This is a genomic window from Streptomyces sp. NPDC053750 (genome assembly GCF_044544295.1).
Taxonomy (GTDB): domain Bacteria; phylum Actinomycetota; class Actinomycetes; order Streptomycetales; family Streptomycetaceae; genus Streptomyces.
The window spans coordinates 315,736-339,184 of record NZ_JBITXB010000003.1; the positions used below are offsets into that span (position 1 = coordinate 315,736).

Sequence of the window (23,449 nt, forward strand, 5' to 3'; positions counted from 1 at the left end):
TCGGTGCCCCGGGGGCGCCGCTGGGCGCAGGCCCGCACGGGGGACACGCTGAAAGGACTCCGCTCATGAGCCAGCACGCCGCATCTTCTCCCGGCCGCCCGTCCCACGGAGCCGAAGGACCATGGCCCCCGCGGTCGGCGGACCGTACCGGCGGCTGGGTGACCGGCGGTGTCGTCTTCGCGGGCGTACTGATGCTGCTCAACGGCGCCCTCGCCGTCCTCCAGGGCATCGCGGCCATCGCCGAGGACGACGTGTACGCCCGTCTCGGCAGCTACGTCTACGAGTTCAGCCTGACCGGCTGGGGCGTCCTCCACGTCATCCTGGGGGCCCTGGTGCTCGTCACCGGCTACGGCCTGCTCAAGGACATGGCCTGGGCGCGCTTCGCGGGCATCTTCCTGGCCTCGCTGAGCCTCGTCGCCCAGTTCCTGTTCCTGCCGTACTCGCCCGTCTGGTCCGTGATCATGATGGCCATCGACGTCTTCGTGATCTGGGCCCTGGCCAGCCGCCAGGGCCAGGCGGACCAGCGCACCTGACCACCGACCGCCCCACAACGAGGGCCGACGGCCGGTGCCCGCCGCCGGGCGAGGGCCTTCGCTTCGCCCCGCCCCTCACTCAACGCCGCCGCAGCCCCGCGCCGTCGCCACCGTCGCCGCGTCGACGGTGGCCGGCCCGTGCATGTGGGTGGCGAGGCCCTTCGCTTCGCCCCGCGGCGGGGCCGTAGCAGCGTGCCAGTGCCGCCGTCGCGCCGACGGCGGCCTGCCCGTGCCTGCTGAGGGCGAGGCCCTCCGCCCCGCCCCTCACTCAGCGGCGAGGTCCTCCGCCCCGTCCCTCGACTCAGCGCCGCCGCCGCAGCTCCCGTGCCAGTGCCGTCGCCGTGCCCACGGCGGCCAGCCCCGTGCCCGTGAGGGCGAGGGCCTTGGCCCGGCGGCCCGGGGGCTTCGGGCGGGCGCCCGGTGCGGTGGCGTAGGCGCTGCCCGGGACGTCGGTGTCGCCCGCGGCGCCGGGCAGCGCCGAGGCCAGCAACTCCGCGAGGTGCACGCCCTCGTGGCCGCCACTGTCGAACTCGTGGATCTGCGTCCGACAGCTGAACCCGTCGGCGAGGACGACGGTCGCCTCGTCCTCCGCCCGCAGCCGCGGCAGCAGCACCCGCTCGGCGCACGCCTCGCTGACGTCCAGATGTCCGCGCTCGAAGCCGAAGTTGCCGGCCAGCCCGCAGCAGCCGGAGTCCAGCCGCTCGGCGTCCACCCCGGCCCGGCGCAGCAGTTCGCGGTCGGCGTCCCAGCCGAGCACCGCGTGCTGGTGGCAGTGCACCTGGGCCAGCGCCCGCGCGGAGCGGTCGGGCACCCGGGGCGGCTCGTAGCCGGGTGAGTGCGCGGTGAGCAGTTCGGACAGCGTCACCGTCTGCTCGCGCAGCCGCAGCACGTCCTGGTCGCCGGGGAACAGCTCCGCCGCGTCCGCCCGGAACACCGCCGCACAGCTCGGCTCCAGGGCCACCACCAGACCACCCGCCCGCACATGCGCCGCCAGCGCGCGCACGGTCCGCGTGAGGATCCGCTCCGCCATGCCCAACTGCCCGGTGGAGATCCAGGTCAGCCCGCAGCACAGCGCCTGGGCCGGCAGCTCCACCCGCCAGCCGGCGTCCTCCAGCACCCGTACCGCCGCCCGCCCGATGTGCGGGTGGAAATGGTTGGTGAAGGTGTCCGGCCACAGCAGCACCGTTCCGCGCTCCCCACCCCCCTGCGGCTCACGGCGCGCGAACCACTGCTCGAACGTCCGCTCCGCGAACAGCGGCACCTCCCGGTCCGCCACCCCGGCGACGGCCACCGCGGCCCTCGACAACAGCGGCGCGTGCGTGAGCGCGTTGACGACCGGCGCGAGCCGGGTGCGCCCCACGACCTGCGCGAGCGCAGGCAGCCAGCCCATCGACCAGTCGGAGCGCGGCCTGCGCCACGGCCGCCCCGCGTAGTGGTGGGACAGGAACTCCGCCTTGTACGTGGCCATGTCCACGTCCGCCGGACAGTCCTTCTTGCACCCCTTGCAGGCCAGGCACAGATCGAGCGCGTCCTTGACCGCCTCCGACCGCCAGCCGTCCCGGATCGCGCCGTCCCCGTGCCCGTCGAGCATCTCGAACAGCAGCCGCGCCCGGCCCCGGGTGGAGTGCTCCTCCTCACGCGTCACCTGGTACGACGGACACATCACCGTGCCGTCACTGGTGTGCTGCCGGCACTTGCCGACGCCGACGCACCGGTTGGCCGCCCGGGAGAACGACCCGCCGTCGTGCGGGAAGCGGAAGTGCAGGTCGCGGGGCTCGTTCGGGGCCCAGTCACCGCCCAGACGCAGATTCTCGTCCAGCCCGTACGGCGCGACCACCTTCCCCGGGTTCATCCGGTCCAGCGGGTCGAAGACGGCCTTCAGCCGCCCGAACGCCTCGACGAGGTCGTCCCCGAACATCCGCGGCAGCAGCTCACCCCGGCTCTGCCCGTCCCCGTGCTCCCCGGACAGCGACCCGCCGAACTCCACGACCAGGTCCGCCGCCCGCTCCATGAACCGCCGGTACGCCGCCACCCCGTCCGCGGTGTACAGGTCGAACGGGATCCGGGTGTGCACGCAGCCCTGCCCGAAGTGCCCGTACAGACTGGGCCCGGTGTCGCTCAGATAGCCGAACTCCTCGAACAGCGCCCGCAGGCGCCGCAGGTAGTCACCGAGCTTCTCCGGCGCGACCGCGGAGTCCTCCCAGCCCTCGAAGGTGTCGGACTTGCCCGGGATGTGCGCGGTGGCGCCGAGTCCGGCCTCACGGACCTGCCACAGGTCCTGCTCGTGCGCCGGGTCGTCCAGGAACGCGCAGTCGGCGTCGTGCTCGCAGCGGTGCACCGCCGCCAGCATCCGGTGCGCCCGCGCGTCCGCCTCCTCCACGGTGTCGCCGCCGAACTGCACCATCAGGTAGGCGTTTCCGTCCGGCATCTCTGCCAGCGCCTTCTCGTTGAGACGCTTGATCCGCTCGTCGCGGACCAGCCGTGCGTCGACGCCCTCCAGCGCGATCGGCTCGTGCGGCAGGACGTCGGGCACCGCGTCGGCGGCCTTGTCGATGGTGTCGAACCCCAGCACCACCAGGGTCCTTTCCTTCACCACCGGCACCAGTTCCAGCTCCGCCCGCACCACCGTGACCAGCGTCGACTCGCTGCCCACCAGCAGCCCGGCGACGTCGAAGCCGTACTCCGGCAGCAGCGAGTCCAGGTTGTAGCCGGAGACCCTGCGGGGAACGTCCGGGAAGCGGCGGCGGATCTCGTCCCCGTAGGTGTCGCGCAGGGCGCGCAGCCGCCGGTAGACGGTCGCCCGCAGATCCCCCTGCCGCTCGATCTCCGCGTACTCCTCGTCGTCGGTCTCCCCGCACCAGAAGCGGGTGCCGTCGTAGAGCAGCACCTCCAGACGGGCGATGTTGTCGACGACCTTGCCGTGCGCCTGCGCGGTGGCGCCGCAGGAGTTGTTGCCGATCATGCCGCCGAGGGTGCAGTTGGCGTGGGTCGCGGGCTCCGGGCCGAAGCGCAGGCCGTACGGCGCCAGCTGCCGGTTCAGTTCGTCCAGCACGATCCCGGGCTGCACGACACAGGTGCGGGCATCGGCGTCCACGGACTCGACGCGCGTGCAGTACTTCGACCAGTCGAGGACCACACCGGCGTTCGTGCACTGCCCGGCCAGGCTGGTGCCGCCGCCCCGCGACAGCACCGGCGCGCCGAACTCCCGCGCCACGGCCACCGCCTCGACGCCGGCCTCGGGGGTGCGCGGGACGACCACGCCGAGGGGCGTCTGCCGGAAGTTCGAGGCGTCCGTGGAGTACGCCGCCCGGCTCCCGGCGTCGAACCGGACCTCCCCGTCGACCCGCTCGCACAGCGCTGCCTCCAGCCCCCGCAGATCCATGGGCGCCGGCGCGCCTACGCGGACGACGGGCTCGGGCAGATCCAGCGCACCCATGGGGCTCTCCTTCGGCTGTCGACGCGGCAACGGCACTCGTGCGTCCGACCAACGGCACTCGTGCGTCCGACGCGGCCGTCGCTGAGTACCCGGTGCTCTCCGCGGCAACCACCGGACACGGAGCGTCGCCGATCGTGTCGGTGTTGGGCCGAACGGGTGACTTGGCGTAAGAATTGGCTGGTGCAGGCAATGAAGGCGAGTGAGATCGGGGGGAGCCGGTGAACAGCCACGACGTCACCGATGAACAGTGGGAAGGGCTCGCCCAGGTCGTTCCGTTGCGCGGGCGTGACGCCTGGCCGTCCTCGGTCGGGCACCGGGCGATGCCGGAGGCGGAGACGGAGGCACGCCGCCGTTTCGTCGTCCTGCGGGTCAATGTGTTCGCGGACGCCCGCGAGGTCGCCGAGACCCTGATGGCGGGCATTCCGGTCCTCCTGGACCTGACCAGCGCCGAGGGCGAGGTCGCCAAGCGGGTCCTGGACTTCAGTACGGGCGTCGTCTTCGGCCTGGCCAGCGGGATGCACCGCGTCGACCGCAACGTCTTCCTGCTGACCCCGGCCGGGACCGAGGTCAACGGGCTGATGGAGGGCGCGGCGGGGGTGCCCGGGGTGTGACGGACGGGCCCGGCCCTGACGGCCGTGTCCCCCGATCGTAGGAACGTCGTCCGGACGGAACGGTTCGCCGCGAAGGCGGACTTCTACGGTCCGCTCATGGCCGTGTCAACTGCGTCAACGGTGTCCACCACGCTGTCTACGGCGTCCACCACAGTGTCCACGGTGTCCGCCGCCCCCGCTCGGACCCAACCGGACCGGCCCCGCGTCACGGAGCTGCGGTTGTCCGCCTTCGCCGGGCACCGGCGCGCCGTGCTGCGGCTCGGACCGCTCACCGTGCTCGCCGGGCCCAGCGGCAGCGGCAAGACCACCGCGTTGCGGGCCTACGACGCCCTCGCCCGGCTCGGGGGCGGCGCCGCACTCGACGCCGTCTTCCCCGACCCGGTCGCCTGCGTGCCCGAGCGGGCCCGGCCCGACGCCCAGCGCCGCCGCGGCTTCCGCATCGGCTGCACGGCCGACGGGGCCGAGGGCCCCGTGCACCTGGACGTCGCCGTACAGGCGGAGCCCGAGCTGCGCGTCGTGGGGGAGCGGCTGACGGCGGACGGCGTCGTGCTGCTGCAGACCGCGCTGCGCGACCCCGGCCGCCGCGCCGTGCAGGCGGCCTGGCACACCGGCGGACCGGCGCCCGTGACGCGTGCCCCGATGCCGGACGACCGGCTCGGCACCCCGCTGCTGCCGCTGCGGGTGGCGGGCAGGACGGACGGTCAGCGCAGGGTGCTCGCCGCGGCCGAGCAGATGGTGGTGGCCCTGCGTTCCGTCTTCGCCTGCGATCCGCGGCCGGGCCGGATGCGCGAGCCCGTGCCCACCGGCTCCGGTCGCCTGCTCGGTGGCTGCGACAACCTCGCCGACGTGCTGTGGCGCACCCGCGCCGAGTGCGGCCGGCGGCACGCGCAGTTCGTCACCGCGGTACGGGCCGGATGCGCCGGCCCCGTCACGGACGTCCTGGCCGAACCGGTCGTCGGCGGCATGGTCCGCGCGCTGCTGGACCGGGGCGACGGCATCCGTACCGGCCTCGCGCGCCTCGGCTACGGCGAGCTGCGCTACCTCGCCCTCGCGCTGGTGCTGTTCACCGGTCCCGGGGTGCTGGCGGTCGACCCGGCCGGCGAGGTTCCCGCCGCGTTGCAGACGCTCACCGTGCTCGCCGACGGCTTCGACCGCGGCCTGGACGTGCACCAGCGCGCGGAACTGCTCCGGCTGGCGGCCCGCATGTGCGACCGCGGGCACATCCGGCTCGTCGCGGCGGTCGCCGACGCCTCGTGGGTGGCGGAGGCGGCCGGGGCGGACGGCGTCACGGTGGTACACCTGGACACGTGAGCGATCATCCACACCCCCACCCCTCCCCGGACCTGGCGGCGCTGCGGCGCAGGCTGGCCGAGTTCGCCGCCGCGCGGAACTGGCAGCCCTACCACACCCCCAAGAACCTCGCCGCCGCGCTCAGCGTGGAGGCCGCCGAACTCGTCGAGATCTTCCAGTGGTTGACGCCCGAGCAGTCGGCCCGCGTGATGACCGACCCGGACACCGCGCACCGCGTCCGGGACGAGGTCGCCGACGTACTGGCGTATCTGCTCCAGTTCTGCGAGGTGCTCGGCGTCGACCCGCTGGCGGCGCTGGCGGCGAAGATCGAGCGGAACGAGGCCCGGTTCCCCGTACCGGGCGAGCGCGAGGGCGAACGGGAGGACTGACTGCCGGAGGACTGAGGGCCGGACGACCGAGCACGGAGGAGGCACAACCTCCGTTATCACTCTCCGCAGTCGGAAACGCGTCGGAAATCAATTTGTTGTCCGAAGATTTCCGCCTTCCTCTGGCTTTTCGTCCCACACGCCTTCACTCTGGGTAGTGAACAACGGAGTTCGGGCGGACGCGCCGCGAGCGCGTCGGACAGACGGGGGCAGCGCATGGACGCTGTGCGGCTCATCGTGACGAGTGGGCGCGCCCTGGCCGCCGGGGGCGAGGTGCCGGACATCCTGACCGAGGTGTGGCAGGTACAGGCCCTGGCGCAGGCGATCGGCAGCCGACTGGCGGTCCACGGACCACCGGAACTGCGCGGCGAGGCGATCGGCCTGACCGAGCTGGCGGGCCGCGGCTGCGGAGTGCTGCGCACCCCGGAGCTGGCCCCGGGCGAACTGCGCGCCGCCCAGCTCACCGAACTGGGCGACGCCCGCCAGGCCCTGATGCGCCTCGGCACCCTGCTCGGCGAGACCGGCATCGCCCTCGTCGGCGTCGCCAGCGCCGCGGACGACGAGGCGACGTACTGGCAGTGCATGGAGGCCATCGACGCGGCGGACGAGTCGCGCGACCGGGTCCTGGAGATGCTCCGCAAACTGGCGGACCGCGACGCGGAGTTACCCGTGCCGGAGGCGGGCTAGCCCCGCGGTCCGGCGAGAGCCTGTCCGGCACACCTGCGCCGAGCAGGCAGGATGGAGACATGGATCTCCGTATCTTCACCGAGCCCCAGCAGGGGGCCACCTACGACACCTTGCTCACCGTCGCGAAGGCCACCGAGGACCTCGGCTTCGACGCCTTCTTCCGCAGCGACCACTATCTCCGCATGGGCTCCGTGGACGGCCTCCCCGGCCCCACCGACGCCTGGATCACCCTCGCCGGTCTCGCCCGTGAGACCAAGCGCATCCGGCTCGGCACCCTCATGACCGCCGGTACCTTCCGGCTGCCCGGCGTGCTCGCCATCCAGGTCGCGCAGGTCGACCAGATGTCCGGCGGCCGCGTCGAGCTGGGCCTGGGCGCCGGCTGGTTCGAGGAGGAGCACAAGGCGTACGGCATTCCCTTCCCGAAGGAGAAGTTCGCCCGCCTGGAGGAGCAGCTGGCGATCGTCACCGGTCTGTGGGCCACCGAGACCGGCAAGACCTTCGACTTCCACGGCACGTTCTACGACCTCACCGAGTCGCCCGCGCTGCCCAAGCCCGCGCAGGCGAAGGTCCCCGTGCTCATCGGCGGCCACGGCGCCGTCCGCACCCCGCGGCTGGCCGCCCAGTACGCCGACGAGTTCAACATCCCGTTCGCCTCGATCGAGGACACCGAGCGCCAGTTCGGCCGGGTGCGGGCCGCCGCCGAGGAGGCCGGCCGCGGGGCCGACGCCCTCACCTACTCCAACGCCCTGGTCGCCTGCGTCGGCAAGGACGACGCCGAGGTCGCCCGCCGGGCGGCCGTCATCGGCCGCGAGGTCGACGAGCTGAAGGCCAACGGCCTGGCGGGGTCCCCGGCGGAGGTCGTCGACAAGATCGGCCGCTACGCCGCCGCCGGCGCGCAGCGGATCTACCTCCAGATCCTCGACCTCGACGACCTGGACCACCTGGAGCTGATCTCCTCCCAGGTCCAGACGCAGCTGACCTGAGACCGGAGACCGCCCTCGAATAACCGAAGGCGCCGGTCACCCGCCCCGTGCGATGGTATGACCGTCGTCCTGCCGGAGCCCCCAGGATCACCACCCTGGGGGCTCTCGTGCGCACGGCACGTCACCAGCATCCACAGCATCCACCGGCCGGAGAGGCCCTCCGCATGTTCCTGACCATCACCACCACCGGTACCCCCGACCGCCCCGCGACCGACCTCGGTTTCCTGCTGCACAAGCATCCCGACCGGGCGCAGGCGTTCTCCACCTCCTTCGGCACGGCCCACGTGCTCTACCCGGAGGCGGAGGAACAGCGCTGCACGGCGGCGCTGCTGCTGGAGGTCGACGCGGTGGCACTGGTCCGGCGCGGCAAGGGCAAGGGCCGCGGCGGCGCCCCCGACGCGGCACTCGCGCAGTACGTCAACGACCGTCCCTACGCCGCCTCGTCGCTCCTCGCCGTGGCGCTGAGCAACGTCTTCTCCAGCGCGATGCGGGGCGTGTGCAAGGCCCGCCCGGAGCGGGCGACCCAGCCGCTGCCGCTGCGCGTCGAGGTCCCGGCGCTGCCCGCCCGCGGCGGCCCCGACCTGGTACGCCGCCTCTTCGAGCCGCTCGGCTGGGCGGTCACCGTCGAGGCGGTCCCGCTGGACACCGCGTTCCCCGAGTGGGGCGACTCGCGCTACGTCCGTCTCGTCCTGGAGTCCACGACCCTCACCCTCGCCGAGGCCCTGCGCCACCTGTACGTCCTCCTCCCGGTGCTCGACGACGCCAAGCACTACTGGGTCGCCCCGGACGAGGTCGACAAGCTGCTGCGGGCCGGCGAGGGCTGGCTGCCCGGCCACCCCGAGCAGAAGCTGATCACCAGCCGCTACCTGTCCCGCCGCTGGTCCCTGACCCGCGAGGCGATGGACCGGCTGGAGCTGATCCGGCTCGCCGAGACCGACGACAGCGACGTCGAGGAGATCGACAACGCCGTCGAGGCGGAGGCCGAGCAGGAGGAGAAGCCCACCCCGCTCGCCGTGCACCGCCGCGAGGCGATCCTCACCGCGCTCCGGGACAACTCCGCCGCCCGCGTCCTCGACCTCGGCTGCGGCGAGGGCCACCTGGTGCGGGAGCTGCTCAGGGAGCCGCGCTTCACCGAGATCGTCGGCGTGGACGTGTCGGTGCGCGCGCTCACCATCGCCTCCCGACGACTGAAGCTCGACCGCATGGGCGAGCGGCAGGCCGCGCGCGTGAACCTCTTCCAGGGCTCCCTCGCCTACACCGACAGGCGCCTGAAGGGCTACGACGCCGCCGTGCTCAGCGAGGTGATCGAGCACGTCGACCTGCCGAGGCTGCCCGCCCTGGAGTACGCCGTCTTCGGCTCGGCCCGCCCCCGCACCGTCGTCGTGACCACGCCCAATGTGGAGTACAACGTGCGCTGGGAGACCCTCCCGGCCGGCCACGTCCGCCACCGCGACCACCGCTTCGAGTGGACCCGCGAGGAGTTCCGCACCTGGGCGGGCGCGGTCGCCGAACGCCACGGGTACGACGTCGAGTTCCGCCCCGTCGGCCCCGACGACCCCGAGGTGGGTCCGCCCACCCAGCTGGCCCTGTTCACCCTGACCACCACCACGACCGCGACCGAGAAGGAGGCGAAGGCCGCATGACCACCACCGACACCACGGACACCAGCGGCACCACCATGCGGGCCCGCGCCCTGCCCGTCACCGACCTCTCCCTCGTCGTGCTGATCGGCGCGTCCGGCTCCGGCAAGTCGACCTTCGCCCGGCGCCACTTCACGCCCACCGAGGTCATCTCCTCCGACTTCTGCCGGGGCCTGGTCGCCGACGACGAGAACGACCAGAGCGCCAGCCGCGACGCCTTCGACGTCCTGCACTACATCGCCGGCAAGCGGCTCGCCGCCGGCCGCCGCACCGTCGTGGACGCGACCAACGTGCAGCAGGACGCCCGGCGTCAGCTGATCGAGCTGGCCAGGAAGCACGACGTGCTGCCCATCGCCATCGTCCTCGACGTGCCCGAGCAGGTCTGCGCCGAGCGCAACGCCACCCGCACCGACCGCGCCGACATGCCCCGCCGGGTCATCCAGCGCCACACCCGCGAGCTCCGCCGCTCCCTGCGCCACCTGGAGCGCGAGGGCTTCCGCAAGGTGCACGTCCTGCGCGGCGTGGCCGAGGTGGAGCACGCCACCGTCGTCACCGAGAAGCGCTTCAACGACCTCACCCACCTCACCGGCCCCTTCGACATCGTCGGCGACATCCACGGCTGCGCGTCCGAGCTGGAGGCCCTGCTCGGCAAGCTCGGCTACACAGACGGCGTCCACCCCGAGGGCCGCACCGCCGTCTTCGTCGGCGACCTGGTCGACCGCGGCCCGGACAGCCCCGGCGTCCTGCGCCGCGTGATGTCGATGGTGAAGTCGGGCAACGCCCTGTGCGTCCCCGGCAACCACGAGAACAAGTACGGCCGGCACCTCAAGGGCCGCAAGGTCCAGCACACCCACGGACTCGCCGAGACCGTCGAGCAGATGGACGGTGAGAGCGAGGAGTTCCGCGCCGAGGTACGGGAGTTCATCGACGGCCTGGTCAGCCACTACGTCCTCGACGGCGGCAGGCTCGTGGTCTGCCACGCCGGTCTGCCCGAGAAGTACCACGGCCGCACCTCCGGCCGCGTCCGCAGCCACGCCCTGTACGGCGACACCACCGGCGAGACCGACGAGTTCGGCCTGCCCGTGCGCTACCCGTGGGCCGAGGACTACCGGGGCCGCGCGGCCGTCGTCTACGGCCACACCCCGGTTCCGGAGGCCACCTGGCTCAACAACACCATCTGCCTGGACACCGGCGCGGTCTTCGGCGGCAGGCTCACCGCCCTGCGCTGGCCGGAGCGCGAGCTGGTCGACGTACCGGCCGAGCGGGTCTGGTACGAGCCGGCCAAGCCGCTGCGCACCGAGGCGCCCGGCGGACACGACGGACGGCCGCTGGACCTGGCGGACGTGCACGGCCGCCGAGCCGTGGAGACCCGGCACGCCGGCCGGATCACCGTGCGCGAGGAGAACGGCGCGGCGGCCCTGGAGGTCATGAGCCGCTTCGCGACCGACCCCCGGCTGCTGCCGTACCTCCCGCCGACCATGGCACCGACCGCCACCTCGGAGGTGGACGGCTACCTGGAGCACCCGAAGGAGGCCTTCGCGCAGTACGCGGCCGACGGCGTCGCCCGGGTCGTGTGCGAGGAGAAGCACATGGGCTCGCGAGCGGTGGTCCTGGTCTGCCGCGACGCCGAGGCGGCACGCGCCCGCTTCGGGGTGGACGGCCCGACCGGCTCCCTCTACACGCGCACCGGCCGCCCCTTCCTCGACGACGCGACCGTCACCGAGGAGATCCTCGACCGGCTGCGCGCCGCGATCGGCGAGGCCGGCCTGTGGGACGACCTGGCCACCGACTGGCTGCTGCTGGACACCGAGCTGATGCCCTGGTCCCTGAAGGCCTCGGGACTCCTGCGCTCCCAGTACGCCGCCGTGGGCGCCGCCTCCGGTGCGGTGTTCCCGGGCGCGCTGGCCGCACTGGAGGGCGCCGCGGCACGCGGCGTCGACGTCGGCGACCTGCTGGCCCGCCAGCGCGACCGGTCCGCCGACGCGGCCGCCTTCACCGACGCCTACCGCCGCTACTGCTGGCCCACCGACGGCCTGGACGGCGTCCGCCTGGCCCCGTTCCAGATCCTGGCCGTCCAGGGCCGCAGCCTCGCGGCCCTCCCGCACGACGAGCAGCTCGCCCTCATCGACCGGCTCGTCGAGCACGACGGCAGCGGCCTGCTCCGGACCACCCGACGCCTCTACGTCGACACCGGCGACCCCGAGTCGGTGGCGGCGGGCGTCGACTGGTGGCTGGAGATGACCGGCCGAGGCGGCGAGGGCATGGTCGTCAAGCCGATCGGCGCCCTCGTACGGGACGACAAGGGCCGCCTGGTGCAGCCCGGCATCAAGTGCCGGGGCCGCGAGTACCTGCGGATCATCTACGGCCCCGAGTACACGCGCCCGGACAACCTCGCCCGGCTGCGGCACCGGTTCCTGAACCACAAGCGGTCCCTGGCGATCCGCGAGTACGCCCTCGGCCTGGAGGCCCTGGACCGCCTGGCGGACGGCGAGTCGCTGTGGCGGGTGCACGAGGCGGTCTTCGGCGTCCTGGCGCTGGAGTCGGAGCCGGTGGACCCGCGGCTCTGATCCGCCCGGCCGTGGGGTTCGGGCACATGTTTTCGGCCGAGTTGCCCCTCAGGGGGCATCTCGGCCGGACGCCGTACCCCCTGGCCCCACATGTCCCTGGTTAACCGTCAGTTGCCGTGCTAACTTCGCAGGTCGGTCAGGCAGAGGTACCGACTCATGGGGGACAGTCGGTGGAGACGGGCGCGGGATTCGGCGGAGCCGACGACGGCTCCCGGCATGCGCGGGGGTCCGCACTGCTGCTGGAGCTGACCGAGGCCCTGTGCCGACTCAGCTGTACCGAGGACGCGCAGGGGCGGGGCCAGTTCGCCGCGGTGCTCGGGGACCAGCTGGGCCGCCCGGTCGACCTGCGCGGCATCAAGCAGCGCGAGGACGTGGTCACCCTCGTACGCACCGCGCTGAACGTGGCGGGCGGGGAACGCGTACTCGTCACCGTGGTGCGCATCCTCGAAGGGACACCCGCCGGCGACGAACTGGACCGGCTCATCGCCCCCGACCCGCCCGCCGCGCCCGAGGCACCACCGGGCCCGCTCGGCCGGGACGACGAGACCGGCGCGCGTGCCGTCCTCGGCGGCGGCGACCTCGACGCCGGCCGGCTGCGCGACGACCTCGCCGAGGAACTCAACGGCCTCGACCTCCCCACCGGGCTCTCACCCGACCAGCTCTTCCTCCACGTCCTCGCCTGGAACGTCCAGCCGGACGGCCTGCCGCCCGCCGTCCTGCTCCTCGACCGGGCGGCCCCGCTCGCGACCCAGCACGGCCACCGCACCGCCCTGACCGGCTGGGTCGACGACTGGGTGCTGCGCGCCGGCCTCGCTCCGGAGCTGCAGCGACGCCGCGAGGGGCGCACCCGGGCGGAGCGGGACCCCGACATCCCCCGCTGTCTGATCGTCGCCGTCGAGCCCGCCCGGGACGGCTCCGACGACGTGGTCGTGCGCCCTTGGTTCAACACCGTGCCGGGGCACTGGGACCCCCAGCCCGGCGCACCGGCCGTGACCACCCTGGACGCACTCGGCCCGGCCGTCGACGGCGCGCTGCGGCAGGGCGCCCGGCTCTGGGACGGACCCGCCCAGTCTCCCCCCGGTGGACACCGACAGCCGTCGGCGTACGTGGAGTTCGTTCTTCCGTACGACCTCCTCAACCACGATGTGGCGGGTTTGACGTACCAGGTCGGCGACGGGCGGCCGTTGCCGCTCGGGCTGAAGTACGGGGTCCACCTACGGAGCCTGGAGCGGATGCGCACCGACGACGCGCTGGTGAGACACCAGTGGCGGGAGCGCTGGCTCGCGCTGCGGCAGAACGGGGTCGGGGTGCACGGCTGGAGCGAGCCGGACGGGCGGCGGCTCGACGCCTGGCAGGCGACACTCGCGGGGGACACCCGGCACACGGCCGTGGTGCTGGACGCCCCGGCCGGTGTCCTGGCACTGGAGGCGCTCAAGGCCGCCATAGCGGAGGGCATCGGGCTTGCGGTGTGGGACAGGAGGGGAGCCTTCCCCGAGGAGCGACGGGAGGTGGTGACGGCCGTGTTCGCAGCGGTGCCGACCCCTGGGCAGATCCCGCTCGCCATCCACCGCCTGCGGCAGAGCGCCGAACTGAACCAGGGTCCGGCCCGGCTCCTCGGACGGAACATAGGGTTCTTCTGGGACGATCCCACCCGCATCGTCGACATGCACACCATCGATCCCGGCGACCTCGCCGGCGAGGAGGCACCGGCATGAACACGCAGGAACAGACGTCCCCGAACGGCTGGCGCGTGTTCCACGGCACCGGCCGGCCGCCGGTCGTCCCGCCCCCGCTGCCCGAGGCCCCGCCCTGGCGGCGGTTCCTCGGCGCACCGTCGCAGCCCGCCCCGCCGGACGAGCCGGAGGCCGCGGTGCGCAGGCTCGGCCCCGGCGACGTCACTCCGCAGCTCGGTGCCGACGAGATCGACACGATCAACGCCGCCCTGCTGCTGCGCCGGCCGCTGCTGATCACCGGCCCGCCCGGAATTGGCAAGTCCACCCTCGCCTACGTGATCTCCCGGGAACTGGGCCTCGGCCGGGTCCTGGAGTGGAACATCGTCAGCCGCACCACGCTGCGGGACGGGCTGTACGTCCACGACGCCATGGGCCGCGCGCAGGCCATCGCCGCCTGGCAGGCCGGGCTGCGCGACACCGCGGCCCGGGAACCGGACACGGAGGGCGCTGAGGGCGCGGCAGGTCCGGCGGCCGAAGCGGGCGACGCCGATCCGGCGGTCGTGTCGGAGCGCCGTCAACTCCCGCCCGTGCTCGGTGACTTCATCACCCTCGGTCCCCTGGGTACCGCTCTACTGCCCTACGATCGTCCCCGGGTACTTCTTGTCGACGAACTCGACAAGAGCGACATCGACCTGCCGAACGACCTGCTGCACGTCCTGGAGAACGGAAACTATGACGTCCCGGAACTGGTGCGCGACGTCGCGGACACCGCGCGCGTGCACACCAGCGACCCCGCCGGCCAGGCACTGGTGCGCAGCGGGCACGTCGAGTGCCGGGAGTTCCCGGTCGTGGTGATCACCAGCAACGGAGAACGCGAGTTCCCCGCCGCCTTCCGCCGGCGCTGCCTGCCGCTGGAGATGCGCACGCCCGACCGTGAGCAGCTGCTCGCCCTGGTGGAAGGGCACCTCGGTGTCCGCCCCGAGGGCACCGAGCGCCTGGTGGACGAGTTCGTACGGCAGATCCAGTCCGGCGGCACCCACTCCCTGGATCAGCTACTCAACGCTGTCCAGATGACTACCGCGGGTGGTTTCCAGGCGGACGGTGACGGGCGTAAGCTCGTGGAAATGCTGCTCCGCGACCTCGCGAAGGGCCGCTGAATGACCGGCTTTCCCAGGGAGCGCGCATCCGGACCGGGCGACGGTGATCCCGTATCAGGGACGTCGCCTCCGTCGGCGTTCCCCGAGTCCGGCGAAGGCGCGAGTGGGCACGGAGCGGCGTCGACCGCTGCCCCGAACCAGGACGTGCCCGCCCGCGACCAGCCGCATCCGGACGACCAGCCGCATTCGGACGACCAGCCGCACCCGGACGAGGTGCTGCGGCCCTCGGACCCGAACTGGCGGGAGGTCGCCGAAGCCGTCTGGCTCGCCGCCCACTGGGACCGCCACGGCGGCCCGGGCAGCGGCCGTCCGCAGCCGGCTCCCGCGCGCCCGCGCCCCGCCGACCCGGGGACCACCGAGGACGTACGGCCGACGGACCCGCCCTCGGCCGCCATCGACGCCACCGACGACACCGGCGCAGACTCCGCCGATCCCGCACCTTCTCCTCGGCCGACCGCCGCCGACACCGCCCCGCAGACCCCCCCGACCGCTCCCGGCACGCGGCCCGCGCCACCACGCGACCCCGCGGACCCGCGCCCGTCCCCGGCCATCGGCCGTCCGGGCGAAGCGCGCGCCGAACAGCCCGCCCCGGGGCGCCTGTTACCCGACACCGAGGGCCCCTTCACGCTGCACATCGGGCGGCCCCTGCTGCCCCCCGAGGAGCGCCCGCAGCCCGGTCCCGGCCGCGCCACGGCGCTGCTCGCCCGCGCCCTGCACCAACTGGCCCGGCGCATCCCCTCCCGCCACACCCTGGAACTCGACGAGGAGACCACCGCCGAGCAGGGCGTCTCCGACGGCCTGTGGCTGCCCTTCCTGCGGCCTGCCCGCGCCACCGCCCTCGACCTCGTCCTGCTCGTCGACGACGCCCCGACCATGCGGATCTGGCAGGAGACCTGCGCCCGCCTCACCGAGGCCGCCGAGTACAGCGGCGCCTTCCGCGGCGTCCGCGCCGTCCGGGTGCACGTGCCGCGCACCGGCACGGCCACCCTGCGCCGGCCCGCCGACGGCGCCACCGCGGACCCCGCCGAACTGCTCGACGGCCGGGGCGGTCGGGTCTTCCTCGTCGTCACCGACGGGCTCGCCCACGGCTGGGCCGCCCCGGCCGCCGACGACCTGCTCGGCCGCCTCGGCCACGCCGGCCCCACGGCCCTCGTCCACCTGCTGCCGCCGCACCTGCGGCACCGCACCTCCCTCTACCCGTACCCGGCGGTCCTGGAGGCCGGCGGGTTCGGCGCCCCCAACGACGGACTCGGGCACTGGGCGCCGCCGGGCGGCCCCGACCCGCTGCGCCCGCTGCCCGAGGCCGGCGACGGCTCCGTGCCGGTGCCCGTGCTGTCCCTCAAGCCCGGTTCCCTCGGCACCTGGGCCGATCTCGTCACCGGTGAGCGGGGCGTACGCCGGTCCCTGCCCGTCGTCCTCGCCGGCGCCCTCGCCAAGGGTGCGCCCGCACCCGGGCTGCGCGCCCCGCGCCTGCCGCGCGCCGCCGGTGCCGCCGTACGCCGCTTCTTCACCCTCGCCACGCCCGCCGCGCGCCGGCTCGCCACCCAACTGGCGGCCGTTCCCTTCGAGTTCGATCTCGTGGAGCAGATGCGGCGGCGCACCATGCCGGAGACCGGTCCCGATCACCTCGCCGAGATCCTCATGGGCGGGCTGATCGACTGGAACAGCGGCGGCGAGGGTCGCCCCGAGTTCGCCGACGGGGTCCGCGAGGCGCTGCTCGCCACCACGACCCGGAGCCAACTGGCCCGCACCGTCAGCATGGTGGGCGAGCTGCCCGCCGCCGGGCGGCGCGGTGTCGCCCTGCGCGCCGCCCTGCACGACCCGGCCGGAGCCGCCCTGCCCGACCCGGCCGAACACGGCTGGGCGCGCAGCGAACTGGCCGTGATGCGCGCCCTCTCGGGTCCCTACTCCGAACGGGCCAGGCGCATCGAACCCCAACTCTCCGGGCGCCTGCCGCCCGGTGCGGCCGAACGGGTGGGCGCCGGTTTGCCCGCGGGTACACCCACTGAGGTGAACCCTGCGGGCGACGGGGGATCATCCGGCGGTCGAGCAGGCAGGGATCCAGCGTCGAGCAACCGTGACGAACCTGGAGACCCCGTGCCGCCCCTGGTATCCGACGAGACCCCACCCGAAGCCCCGGAGGCTGAGCAGCTCATGCAGAGCACCACGACCGCGACGCCCGCCCTACTGGTGAACGTTCCGCTGCGGAACACCTCGTTCGTCGGCCGGCAGGGGCTGCTGAGGGCCGTGGAGGAGCAACTGGGTGCCCAGGACACGGCCGCCGTGCTCCCGCACGCACTGCACGGCCTGGGCGGCGTCGGCAAGTCCCAGCTCGCCCTGGAGTACATCTACACCCACCAGCACGACTACAAGGTGATCTGCTGGATCCCCGCCGAGCAGGAGAGCCTCATCCTGGCCGCGCTGGCCACCCTGGCCGGCCGGCTGGGCATCGCTCCGTCCGGCCACGAGCGCGGCGCACCCGCCGCGAACACCGCCGTCCCCGCCGTGCTGGAAGCCCTGAGCGCCGGTGCTCCGCACGCCGACTGGCTCCTCGTCTTCGACAACGCCGAGGACATCGAGGTGGTGCGCCAGTACTTCCCCGCCAACGGGCCGGGGAAGGTCATCGTCACCTCCCGCAACCGCGCCTGGGAGCGGGTGGCGACCCCCCTGCCGGTGAGCGTCTTCGAGCGGTCGGAGTCGATCGAACTGCTCCGCAGGCGCTCGCCCGACCTGACCACCGAGGACGCCGACCGGCTCGCCGAGGCGCTCGGCGACCTGCCGCTGGCGGTGGAGCAGGCGGGTGCCTGGCGTTCCGTCACCGGCATGCTGGTCGACGACTACCTCGACCTGCTCGCCCAGCGCAGTCCCGAGGTCCTCGAACTGGACCCCAACCCGGACTACCCGGTCTCCGTCGCCGCGGCCTGGGACCTCTCCCTGGAGCGCATCCAGCAGAACAACCCCGGTGCCCGGCAGCTTCTCGACATCTGCGCCGGCATGGCCCCCGAGCCGATCCCCCGCTCCATCCTGCGCGGCAGCCGGGGCGTCAGCATCACTTCCGAGATCGACCCCCTGTTGCGCGACTCGATCAAGCTGAACCGCGCCATCCGCGACCTCAGCCAGTTCTCCCTGATCAAGGTCGACACCCGTTCCAACACCCTGCAGATGCACCGCCTGCTGCAGACCGTGCTCCTGGCCAAGCTCGGCCCGGGCGAGCGGGAACGGATGCGGAGCGCCGCGCACCAACTGCTGTCGGCGGCCAAGCCGGGGCCCTACGGTTCGCCGCTGGAATGGCCCGCGTACCAGTCACTGCTGCCCCACCTCCGCGCCTCGCTGGCGGTGACCAGTACCGACACCTGGGTGCGGGACCTCGTCGCCGACAGTGTCTGGTTCCTGTACTACTGGGGTGACCACGACGGTGCCGCGGAGTTCGCCCGGCAGACCTACAGCGCGTGGCTCGCGGCCTCCGGCGAGGAGGACATCCACGTCATCCGGATGACGAAGTGCCTCTCGTTCCTGCTGCGCCAGACCGGGCACGTGCCGGAGTCGATCCCGCTGGTGGAGAAGGCACTGGAGACCTCCCGCGGACTCGGCGTCGAGCCCGAGGAGCTGATCGACTCGCTGTGCGAGACGGCCGACGCCCGCCGCTACCAGGGCCGGCTCCAGGAAGCGCGAGCCCTGAGCCAGGAGGCCACCGAACTGGCGCGGTCCCTGTTCGGCCACGACGACCCCTCCACCCTGCGTGCGACCCACTCGTGGGGCGTCGACCTGCGGCTGTGCGGAGAGTTCCAGGAAGCACTGCCGCTGGACCAGGAGAACGGCCGGCTGCGCGACCTGCACTTCGGGTCCACCAGCTTCTACACGCTCAACACCCTCAACTGCTCGACCATCAACACGCGCGAGAGCGGCGACTACCCCGGCGCCCGCGAGGCCCAGGAGGAGGTGTATCGCCGGGCGCGTGCGGCGCTCGGCGACGAGCACCCGCTCACCCTGCGCACCGCCCGCAACCTCGCGGTGTGCCGACGCCGTGACGGAGCGCTCGAATCGGGTGCCGAGCTGGCGGCGGAGACCCTGCAGCACTTCATCAGCCGCTACGGGGAGGACCACTTCGACTCCCTGGCCACGGCGACCAATGTCTCCGTCGACCGGCGGCTGGCCGGGGACCTGGAGGGCTCCCGGCAGCTGGCGGAGAGCACGGTCCGGCGTTACGTGCAGCGGCTCGGCGAGCATCACGTGTGCACCCTGCTGACCAGGGTCAACCTGGCCGCGACGCTGCGGACGCTCGGGGCCCTGGACAGCGCGCAGGAACAGGAGGACGAGGCGGCCCGCCTACTGGCCGAGACGGTCGGGGAGCGGCACGTCATCACGCTGACCACCGCGCTGGGACAGGCCAGCACGGCCTACGTGCGCCTCGACTTCGACCGGGCACGTGAGATCGACGAGGCCAATCTGCCGCTGCTCACCGAGGTCGTCGGCGAGGACCACCCGCTCACCCTGTCCTGCACCGCCAACCTCGCCCTCGACCTGCGTGGTCTGGGACGGGGCGCGGAGGCCGACGAGTTGCAGCGCAGGGCCGTCGACGGCTTCACCCGTGTGGTCCGCGCCGACCACCCCTGGCTGCTGGCGGCCCGCCGGCGGCGGCGCATCGAGTGCGACATCGCGCCGATGCCGATGTAGCCGCCCGCCCCCGCCGGTTCGTTCAGCTCACGTCCGCCGCCGGCGCCGTCGTGGTTCCGCCCCGGGGCCCCGGGGCGGCCGCGGCGCCGTGGGCGGGGGGCGCGGGGCCGTCCCGCTCGGCCAGGCGGCGGATCAGGAGCAGGAGCGGCTGGGTGAGCAGGGTCGTGGCGAGAGCCATGAAGACCAGCACCGTATACAGCGGGGCGCTCAACAGGCCCGCTTGAAGGCCCGCGTTGAGGGCGATCAGTTCGGTGAGGCCCCGTGCGCTGAGCAGGACGCCGACGGTCCGCGCGTCGTGCCGGTCCAGTCCGCCGAGGCGTGCCGCGAGTGTCCCGCTGCCGATCTTCGTCACGACCGCCAGTGCCGTCACCACCAGCAGGACGGTCCAGCCCGTGCCGTCCATGCTGTTCAGCGCCACGGACTGGCCCGACAGCACGAAGAAGTACGGCAGCAGCAGCGAGCTGACGTCGTGCAGCGGTCGCAACAGGTCGGGGTCGAGCGTGCCGCCCTCCTCGCGCGGGACCACCACCCCGGCGAGCAGCGCGCCGAAGATCACATGCAGTCCGAGGGAGTGCGTGACCCACGCCGACCCGAGGGCGAAGCCGATGAGCAGCGCCAGCCGCAGCGAGGGCTCCAGCCGCGTCCGCCACAGCAGCCGCCGCAGCACCGGCCGCGCCGCGAGCGCCATCACGGTGACGAAGCCGACGGCGAGCACGACCCGCCACGGCCAGTCGAGGGCCGACTCCGCGCCCCCGCTGTCCATCAGCGCCCCGGCCAGCACCGTCCAGCACACCGCGTCCAGCACCCCCGCCGCCGACACCGCCACCACGCCCGGCACGGAACGGGACAGCCCGTTCTCCCGCACGATGGCCGTCAGCACGGGCACCGCCGTTATCGACAGGGCGATCCCGGCGAACACCACCATGGCGGGGGAGAGGTCCCTCGGCATGCCCAGTCCGTGCAACTGCTCCTCGAACAGCAGCGCGCCGCCGCAGCCCACGGCCATCGGCACCCCGAACGAGGCCAGCGCCACGATCAGCGAGGTGCGGGCCCGGTCGCCGAGCATCTTCAGATCCAGCTCGTAACCCACCGCGAAGAGGAAGACCACCAGCGCGAACTGCGCGAAGCCGGTCAGCGCGGGGCCGATCTCCTCGGGGAACAGCGCCGCGTACGCGTCCGGCGCCAGGGAGCCGAGGAGGGAGGGGCCGAGCGCGATGCCTGCCGCCAACTGGCCCACGATGTAGGGCTGCTTCAGTTGCCGGGCCAGCCAGCCGGCCGCGTGGGCGGCCACCAGGACGAGGGCCGAGGCACCCACGAAATGCGTGATCAACGCGTCCGGGCTCATGTGTCTCCCCGTTGCTCCGGTGGTCCACCGCGGTGGAGCCTCAATTTCCCTAGAATAAGGTTGATTTGACGTTGCATCGGAAGTCGTACACGGCTTTCACCAGGGTCACGGGGGGCATATGACGGCGGTCGTTTTCATCCATGGCACAGGGGTGCGCGAACCGGGCTTCTCTGCGCTCGCCGGGCGCTTCTCCGTTGGAGTGACGGCCCTGCGCGACGGACTGCGCGTCGTGCCGTACTACTGGGGTGGCGAGCACGGGGCCAGGCTCGCCGCCGACGGGGCGAGCCTGCCGCCGGCCGCCGGTACCCACCGGGGCCCCACCGCACCGGCGGCCGGCGACGACGACACGGCCGGCTGGGCCGCCCTCTACGCCGACCCGTACGCCGAACTCGCCCTGGCCGCAGCCGCCTCGGACGCATCCGCGCGCGAGCTGCCCCCCGGCTCCCTGCCGCCGGATCAGCGCATCCGGGCACGGCTGGCCGCCCTCGCCGCCGAGGGCGACGCACCGGCGGCCGAGCTGGGCCCCGGCCTGGCCCGCGCCGTCACCGACCTGGCCGCCCACCCGCTGCTCGGCGCCGCGGCCGCCGCCCTCACCCCGGACGACCTGGCGAACCTCGCCGCCCGCGGCCTGACCGCCCGGGTCATCGCCGGTGTCCTCGACTCCGACGCACCCCTCGTGCCGGTCGGCGCCACCCGGGACGCCGTCGCCGACCGGCTCGCCGCCGCCCTCGGGGCACCGGGGCGCGGCACGGAGCGCGGCGTGCGTTCCCTGGCGCTGCGGGTCGCGGGCTCGGCCGCCTCCCGCGCCGTCGTACGCCGCCGCCGCGCCCTCACCGAGGCCGCCCACCCCGCCGCCGGGGACGTACTGCGCTACCTCAGCCGCGGCGAGGCGGTCCGCGCCGGACTGCGCACCCTGCTCGCCGGCCTGGAGCCGCCCGTCGCGATCGTCGCCCACAGCCTCGGCGGCATCATCGCCCTGGACACCCTGGTCCTCACCCCGCTGCCCCAGGTCCGGCTGCTGGTCACCGCCGGCTCCCAGGGCCCGTTCCTCTACGAGTCCGGGTCCCTGCCCTCCCTCGAACACCCCGCGCCGCTGCCGGACCACTTCCCCGACTGGCTGAACCTCTACGACCCCCATGACCTGCTCTCCTACCTCGGCGCCGGACTGTTCCCGGGCCGCGTCACCGACGTCGCCGTCGACAGCCGCCAGCCGTTCCCGGCCGCGCACAGCGCCTACTGGACCAACCCGGCCGTGTACCGGCACATCGTGGACCGGCTCCCGTGACCGGCGCGGTCCCCGCCCCGGACGTGGACCCGGCGCGCGTGCACGCCCTCGTCGTCGGCATCGAGACCTACGACGCCGGCACCGGCTGGGACCTGCCCGGGCCCGCCCGGGACGCCGTCCGCTTCCACCGCCTGCTGCGCGCCGCCGGCGTACCGGAGGCCAACATCCGGCTGCACCTCGCGCCGTTGCCGCCGTACGTCCCCGAAGTGCCGTACGCGCCCGCCGACCACGCCACGCTGCGCCGCGCCCTGGTCCGTGAACTGCCCGCCGACCGGGGCGATGTGCTCTGGGTCTGGTGGGGCGGGCACGGCGTCCTGGACCGGTCCGGGCATCTGCGGCTGTTCTGTGCGGACGCCACCACCGACGACAAACTGGGCATCGACCTGGACTCCGCGCTCGAACGGTACGCCGGTGACGCCGTGCCCGGCTTCGCGGACCAGCTGTGGGTCGTGGACGCCTGCGAGACCTTCGAGGAGGCGCTCGGCTTCCGGGAACCGCTGCCGCCGGACGCGTTGCCCGTCGGGCGGCGCAGCACCGCACACCGGCAGACGGTGCTGCGGGCCGCCGGACGGGGGCGGGCCGCAGCCAACGATCCGGTGCGCGCCACGGGCCTGTTCTCCGACGTCCTGCTCGCCCTGCTGGCCGACCGGACGGCCGTACTGCCCGCCCCACCCGATGCGGAGGAACTGTTTCCGGCCGTACGAACGCGTATCGCAGCCCTCAGGGACGCGGGCCGTACTCTGCAGTATCCCGAGATCCGGCTGCAGAGCCCCGAACGCGCCGAGCTCCTCGCCCCGGCGGGGCCGGGTGGCCGGGAGCGGCCGGCCTCCCCGCTGCTGCGGGCCGTGGACGCCCTCCTGGCCTATCCGCTGATGAGCGACCCGACGGAGCGGCAGACGGTGGTCGCCGCACTGGGCTCCGGTGTCACCGGGACGCTGCCCCGTCACACCAAGGCACGCACCGACGCGGCGGGCATCCTGGGATCGCTCGCCCGGCATCGCCCGCGGGCGCTGTGGCAGTTGTTCGACGCGGTGGTGTCCGTGGACGACGACCCCGGGAGACGGGACGAACTCTCGGCCGCTTTACGGGAGTTGGAGGACTCCTCGGGGTGACCGGACGGCCGCGGATGATCGGGTGGCGTGATCGTATGGTTTTCGGCATGGGCTGGAATGGCCATGATGG

15 protein-coding genes are annotated in these 23,449 nt (G+C 73.6%); 13 read left to right on the plus strand and 2 right to left on the minus strand.

The window, feature by feature from the left end; translation table 11 throughout:
- Positions 1–65: 65 nt before the first annotated feature.
- Positions 66–533, plus strand: a complete 468-nt coding sequence (locus ACIGO6_RS10835; RefSeq protein WP_399874247.1) for a hypothetical protein — start codon at positions 66–68, stop codon at positions 531–533.
- 301 nt (positions 534–834) lie between these two features.
- On the opposite strand, the gene ACIGO6_RS10840 is transcribed toward ACIGO6_RS10835, so the two are convergent.
- Complete coding sequence (locus ACIGO6_RS10840) at positions 835–3,969, minus strand: FAD-binding and (Fe-S)-binding domain-containing protein (protein WP_399874250.1); 3,135 nt, start codon at positions 3,967–3,969, stop codon at positions 835–837.
- Between the two features lie 218 nt (positions 3,970–4,187).
- On the opposite strand from ACIGO6_RS10840, the gene ACIGO6_RS10845 reads away from it, so the two are divergent.
- From ACIGO6_RS10845 to fxsT, 10 genes are all read left to right on the plus strand, one after another.
- Positions 4,188–4,580 carry a cell division protein SepF gene (locus ACIGO6_RS10845; protein WP_399874253.1) on the plus strand — a complete coding sequence of 131 codons (393 nt, stop codon included), beginning with the start codon at positions 4,188–4,190 and terminating at the stop codon, positions 4,578–4,580.
- A 96-nt stretch (positions 4,581–4,676) separates the two neighbouring features.
- On the plus strand, positions 4,677–5,891 hold the full coding sequence (locus ACIGO6_RS10850) for an AAA family ATPase (RefSeq protein WP_399874255.1): 1,215 nt from the start codon (positions 4,677–4,679) through the stop codon (positions 5,889–5,891).
- Entirely contained in the window at positions 5,888–6,259 is a 372-nt protein-coding gene (locus ACIGO6_RS10855; RefSeq protein ID WP_399874258.1) for a nucleotide pyrophosphohydrolase, read from the plus strand. The genes ACIGO6_RS10850 and ACIGO6_RS10855 overlap by 4 nt, the downstream gene beginning before the upstream one ends.
- 213 nt (positions 6,260–6,472) lie before the next feature.
- Positions 6,473–6,943: a DUF6099 family protein gene (locus ACIGO6_RS10860; protein ID WP_399874261.1), complete on the plus strand. Its 471-nt coding sequence runs from the start codon at positions 6,473–6,475 to the stop codon at positions 6,941–6,943.
- A gap of 59 nt (positions 6,944–7,002) precedes the next feature.
- Complete coding sequence (locus ACIGO6_RS10865; RefSeq protein WP_399874263.1) at positions 7,003–7,926, plus strand: LLM class F420-dependent oxidoreductase; 924 nt, start codon at positions 7,003–7,005, stop codon at positions 7,924–7,926.
- 164 nt (positions 7,927–8,090) lie between these two features.
- A complete protein-coding gene (locus ACIGO6_RS10870) occupies positions 8,091–9,569 on the plus strand; it encodes a 3' terminal RNA ribose 2'-O-methyltransferase Hen1 (RefSeq protein WP_399874266.1) in 1,479 nt (492 codons plus the stop codon).
- A 35-nt stretch (positions 9,570–9,604) separates the two neighbouring features.
- Positions 9,605–12,133, plus strand: coding sequence for a polynucleotide kinase-phosphatase (locus ACIGO6_RS10875; protein ID WP_399874889.1), 2,529 nt, complete (start codon positions 9,605–9,607; stop codon positions 12,131–12,133).
- Positions 12,134–12,303: 170 nt separating this feature from the next.
- Positions 12,304–13,848 carry a hypothetical protein gene (locus ACIGO6_RS10880; RefSeq protein ID WP_399874268.1) on the plus strand — a complete coding sequence of 515 codons (1,545 nt, stop codon included), beginning with the start codon at positions 12,304–12,306 and terminating at the stop codon, positions 13,846–13,848.
- Positions 13,845–14,963 (plus strand): AAA family ATPase, encoded by a 1,119-nt coding sequence (locus tag ACIGO6_RS10885; protein WP_399874271.1) that lies wholly within the window; start codon positions 13,845–13,847, stop codon positions 14,961–14,963. Before ACIGO6_RS10880 ends, ACIGO6_RS10885 begins: the two co-directional genes overlap by 4 nt.
- Positions 14,964–19,637: an FxSxx-COOH system tetratricopeptide repeat protein gene (gene fxsT / locus ACIGO6_RS10890; protein WP_399874274.1), complete on the plus strand. Its 4,674-nt coding sequence runs from the start codon at positions 14,964–14,966 to the stop codon at positions 19,635–19,637.
- Positions 19,638–19,659: 22 nt separating this feature from the next.
- Here fxsT and ACIGO6_RS10895 read toward each other — a convergent pair whose 3' ends face one another.
- The gene (locus tag ACIGO6_RS10895; protein ID WP_399874277.1) at positions 19,660–20,982 is read right to left on the minus strand and encodes a cation:proton antiporter; all 1,323 of its coding nucleotides are present in this window, start codon (positions 20,980–20,982) and stop codon (positions 19,660–19,662) included.
- 118 nt (positions 20,983–21,100) lie between these two features.
- Between ACIGO6_RS10895 and ACIGO6_RS10900 the strand changes: the two genes are divergently transcribed.
- Together ACIGO6_RS10900 and ACIGO6_RS10905 are read left to right on the plus strand one after the other, a co-directional pair.
- On the plus strand, positions 21,101–22,267 hold the full coding sequence (locus tag ACIGO6_RS10900) for a hypothetical protein (protein WP_399874280.1): 1,167 nt from the start codon (positions 21,101–21,103) through the stop codon (positions 22,265–22,267).
- On the plus strand, positions 22,264–23,379 hold the full coding sequence (locus ACIGO6_RS10905) for a caspase family protein (RefSeq protein WP_399874283.1): 1,116 nt from the start codon (positions 22,264–22,266) through the stop codon (positions 23,377–23,379). The genes ACIGO6_RS10900 and ACIGO6_RS10905 overlap by 4 nt, the downstream gene beginning before the upstream one ends.
- The last annotated feature ends 70 nt before the right edge of the window (positions 23,380–23,449 follow it).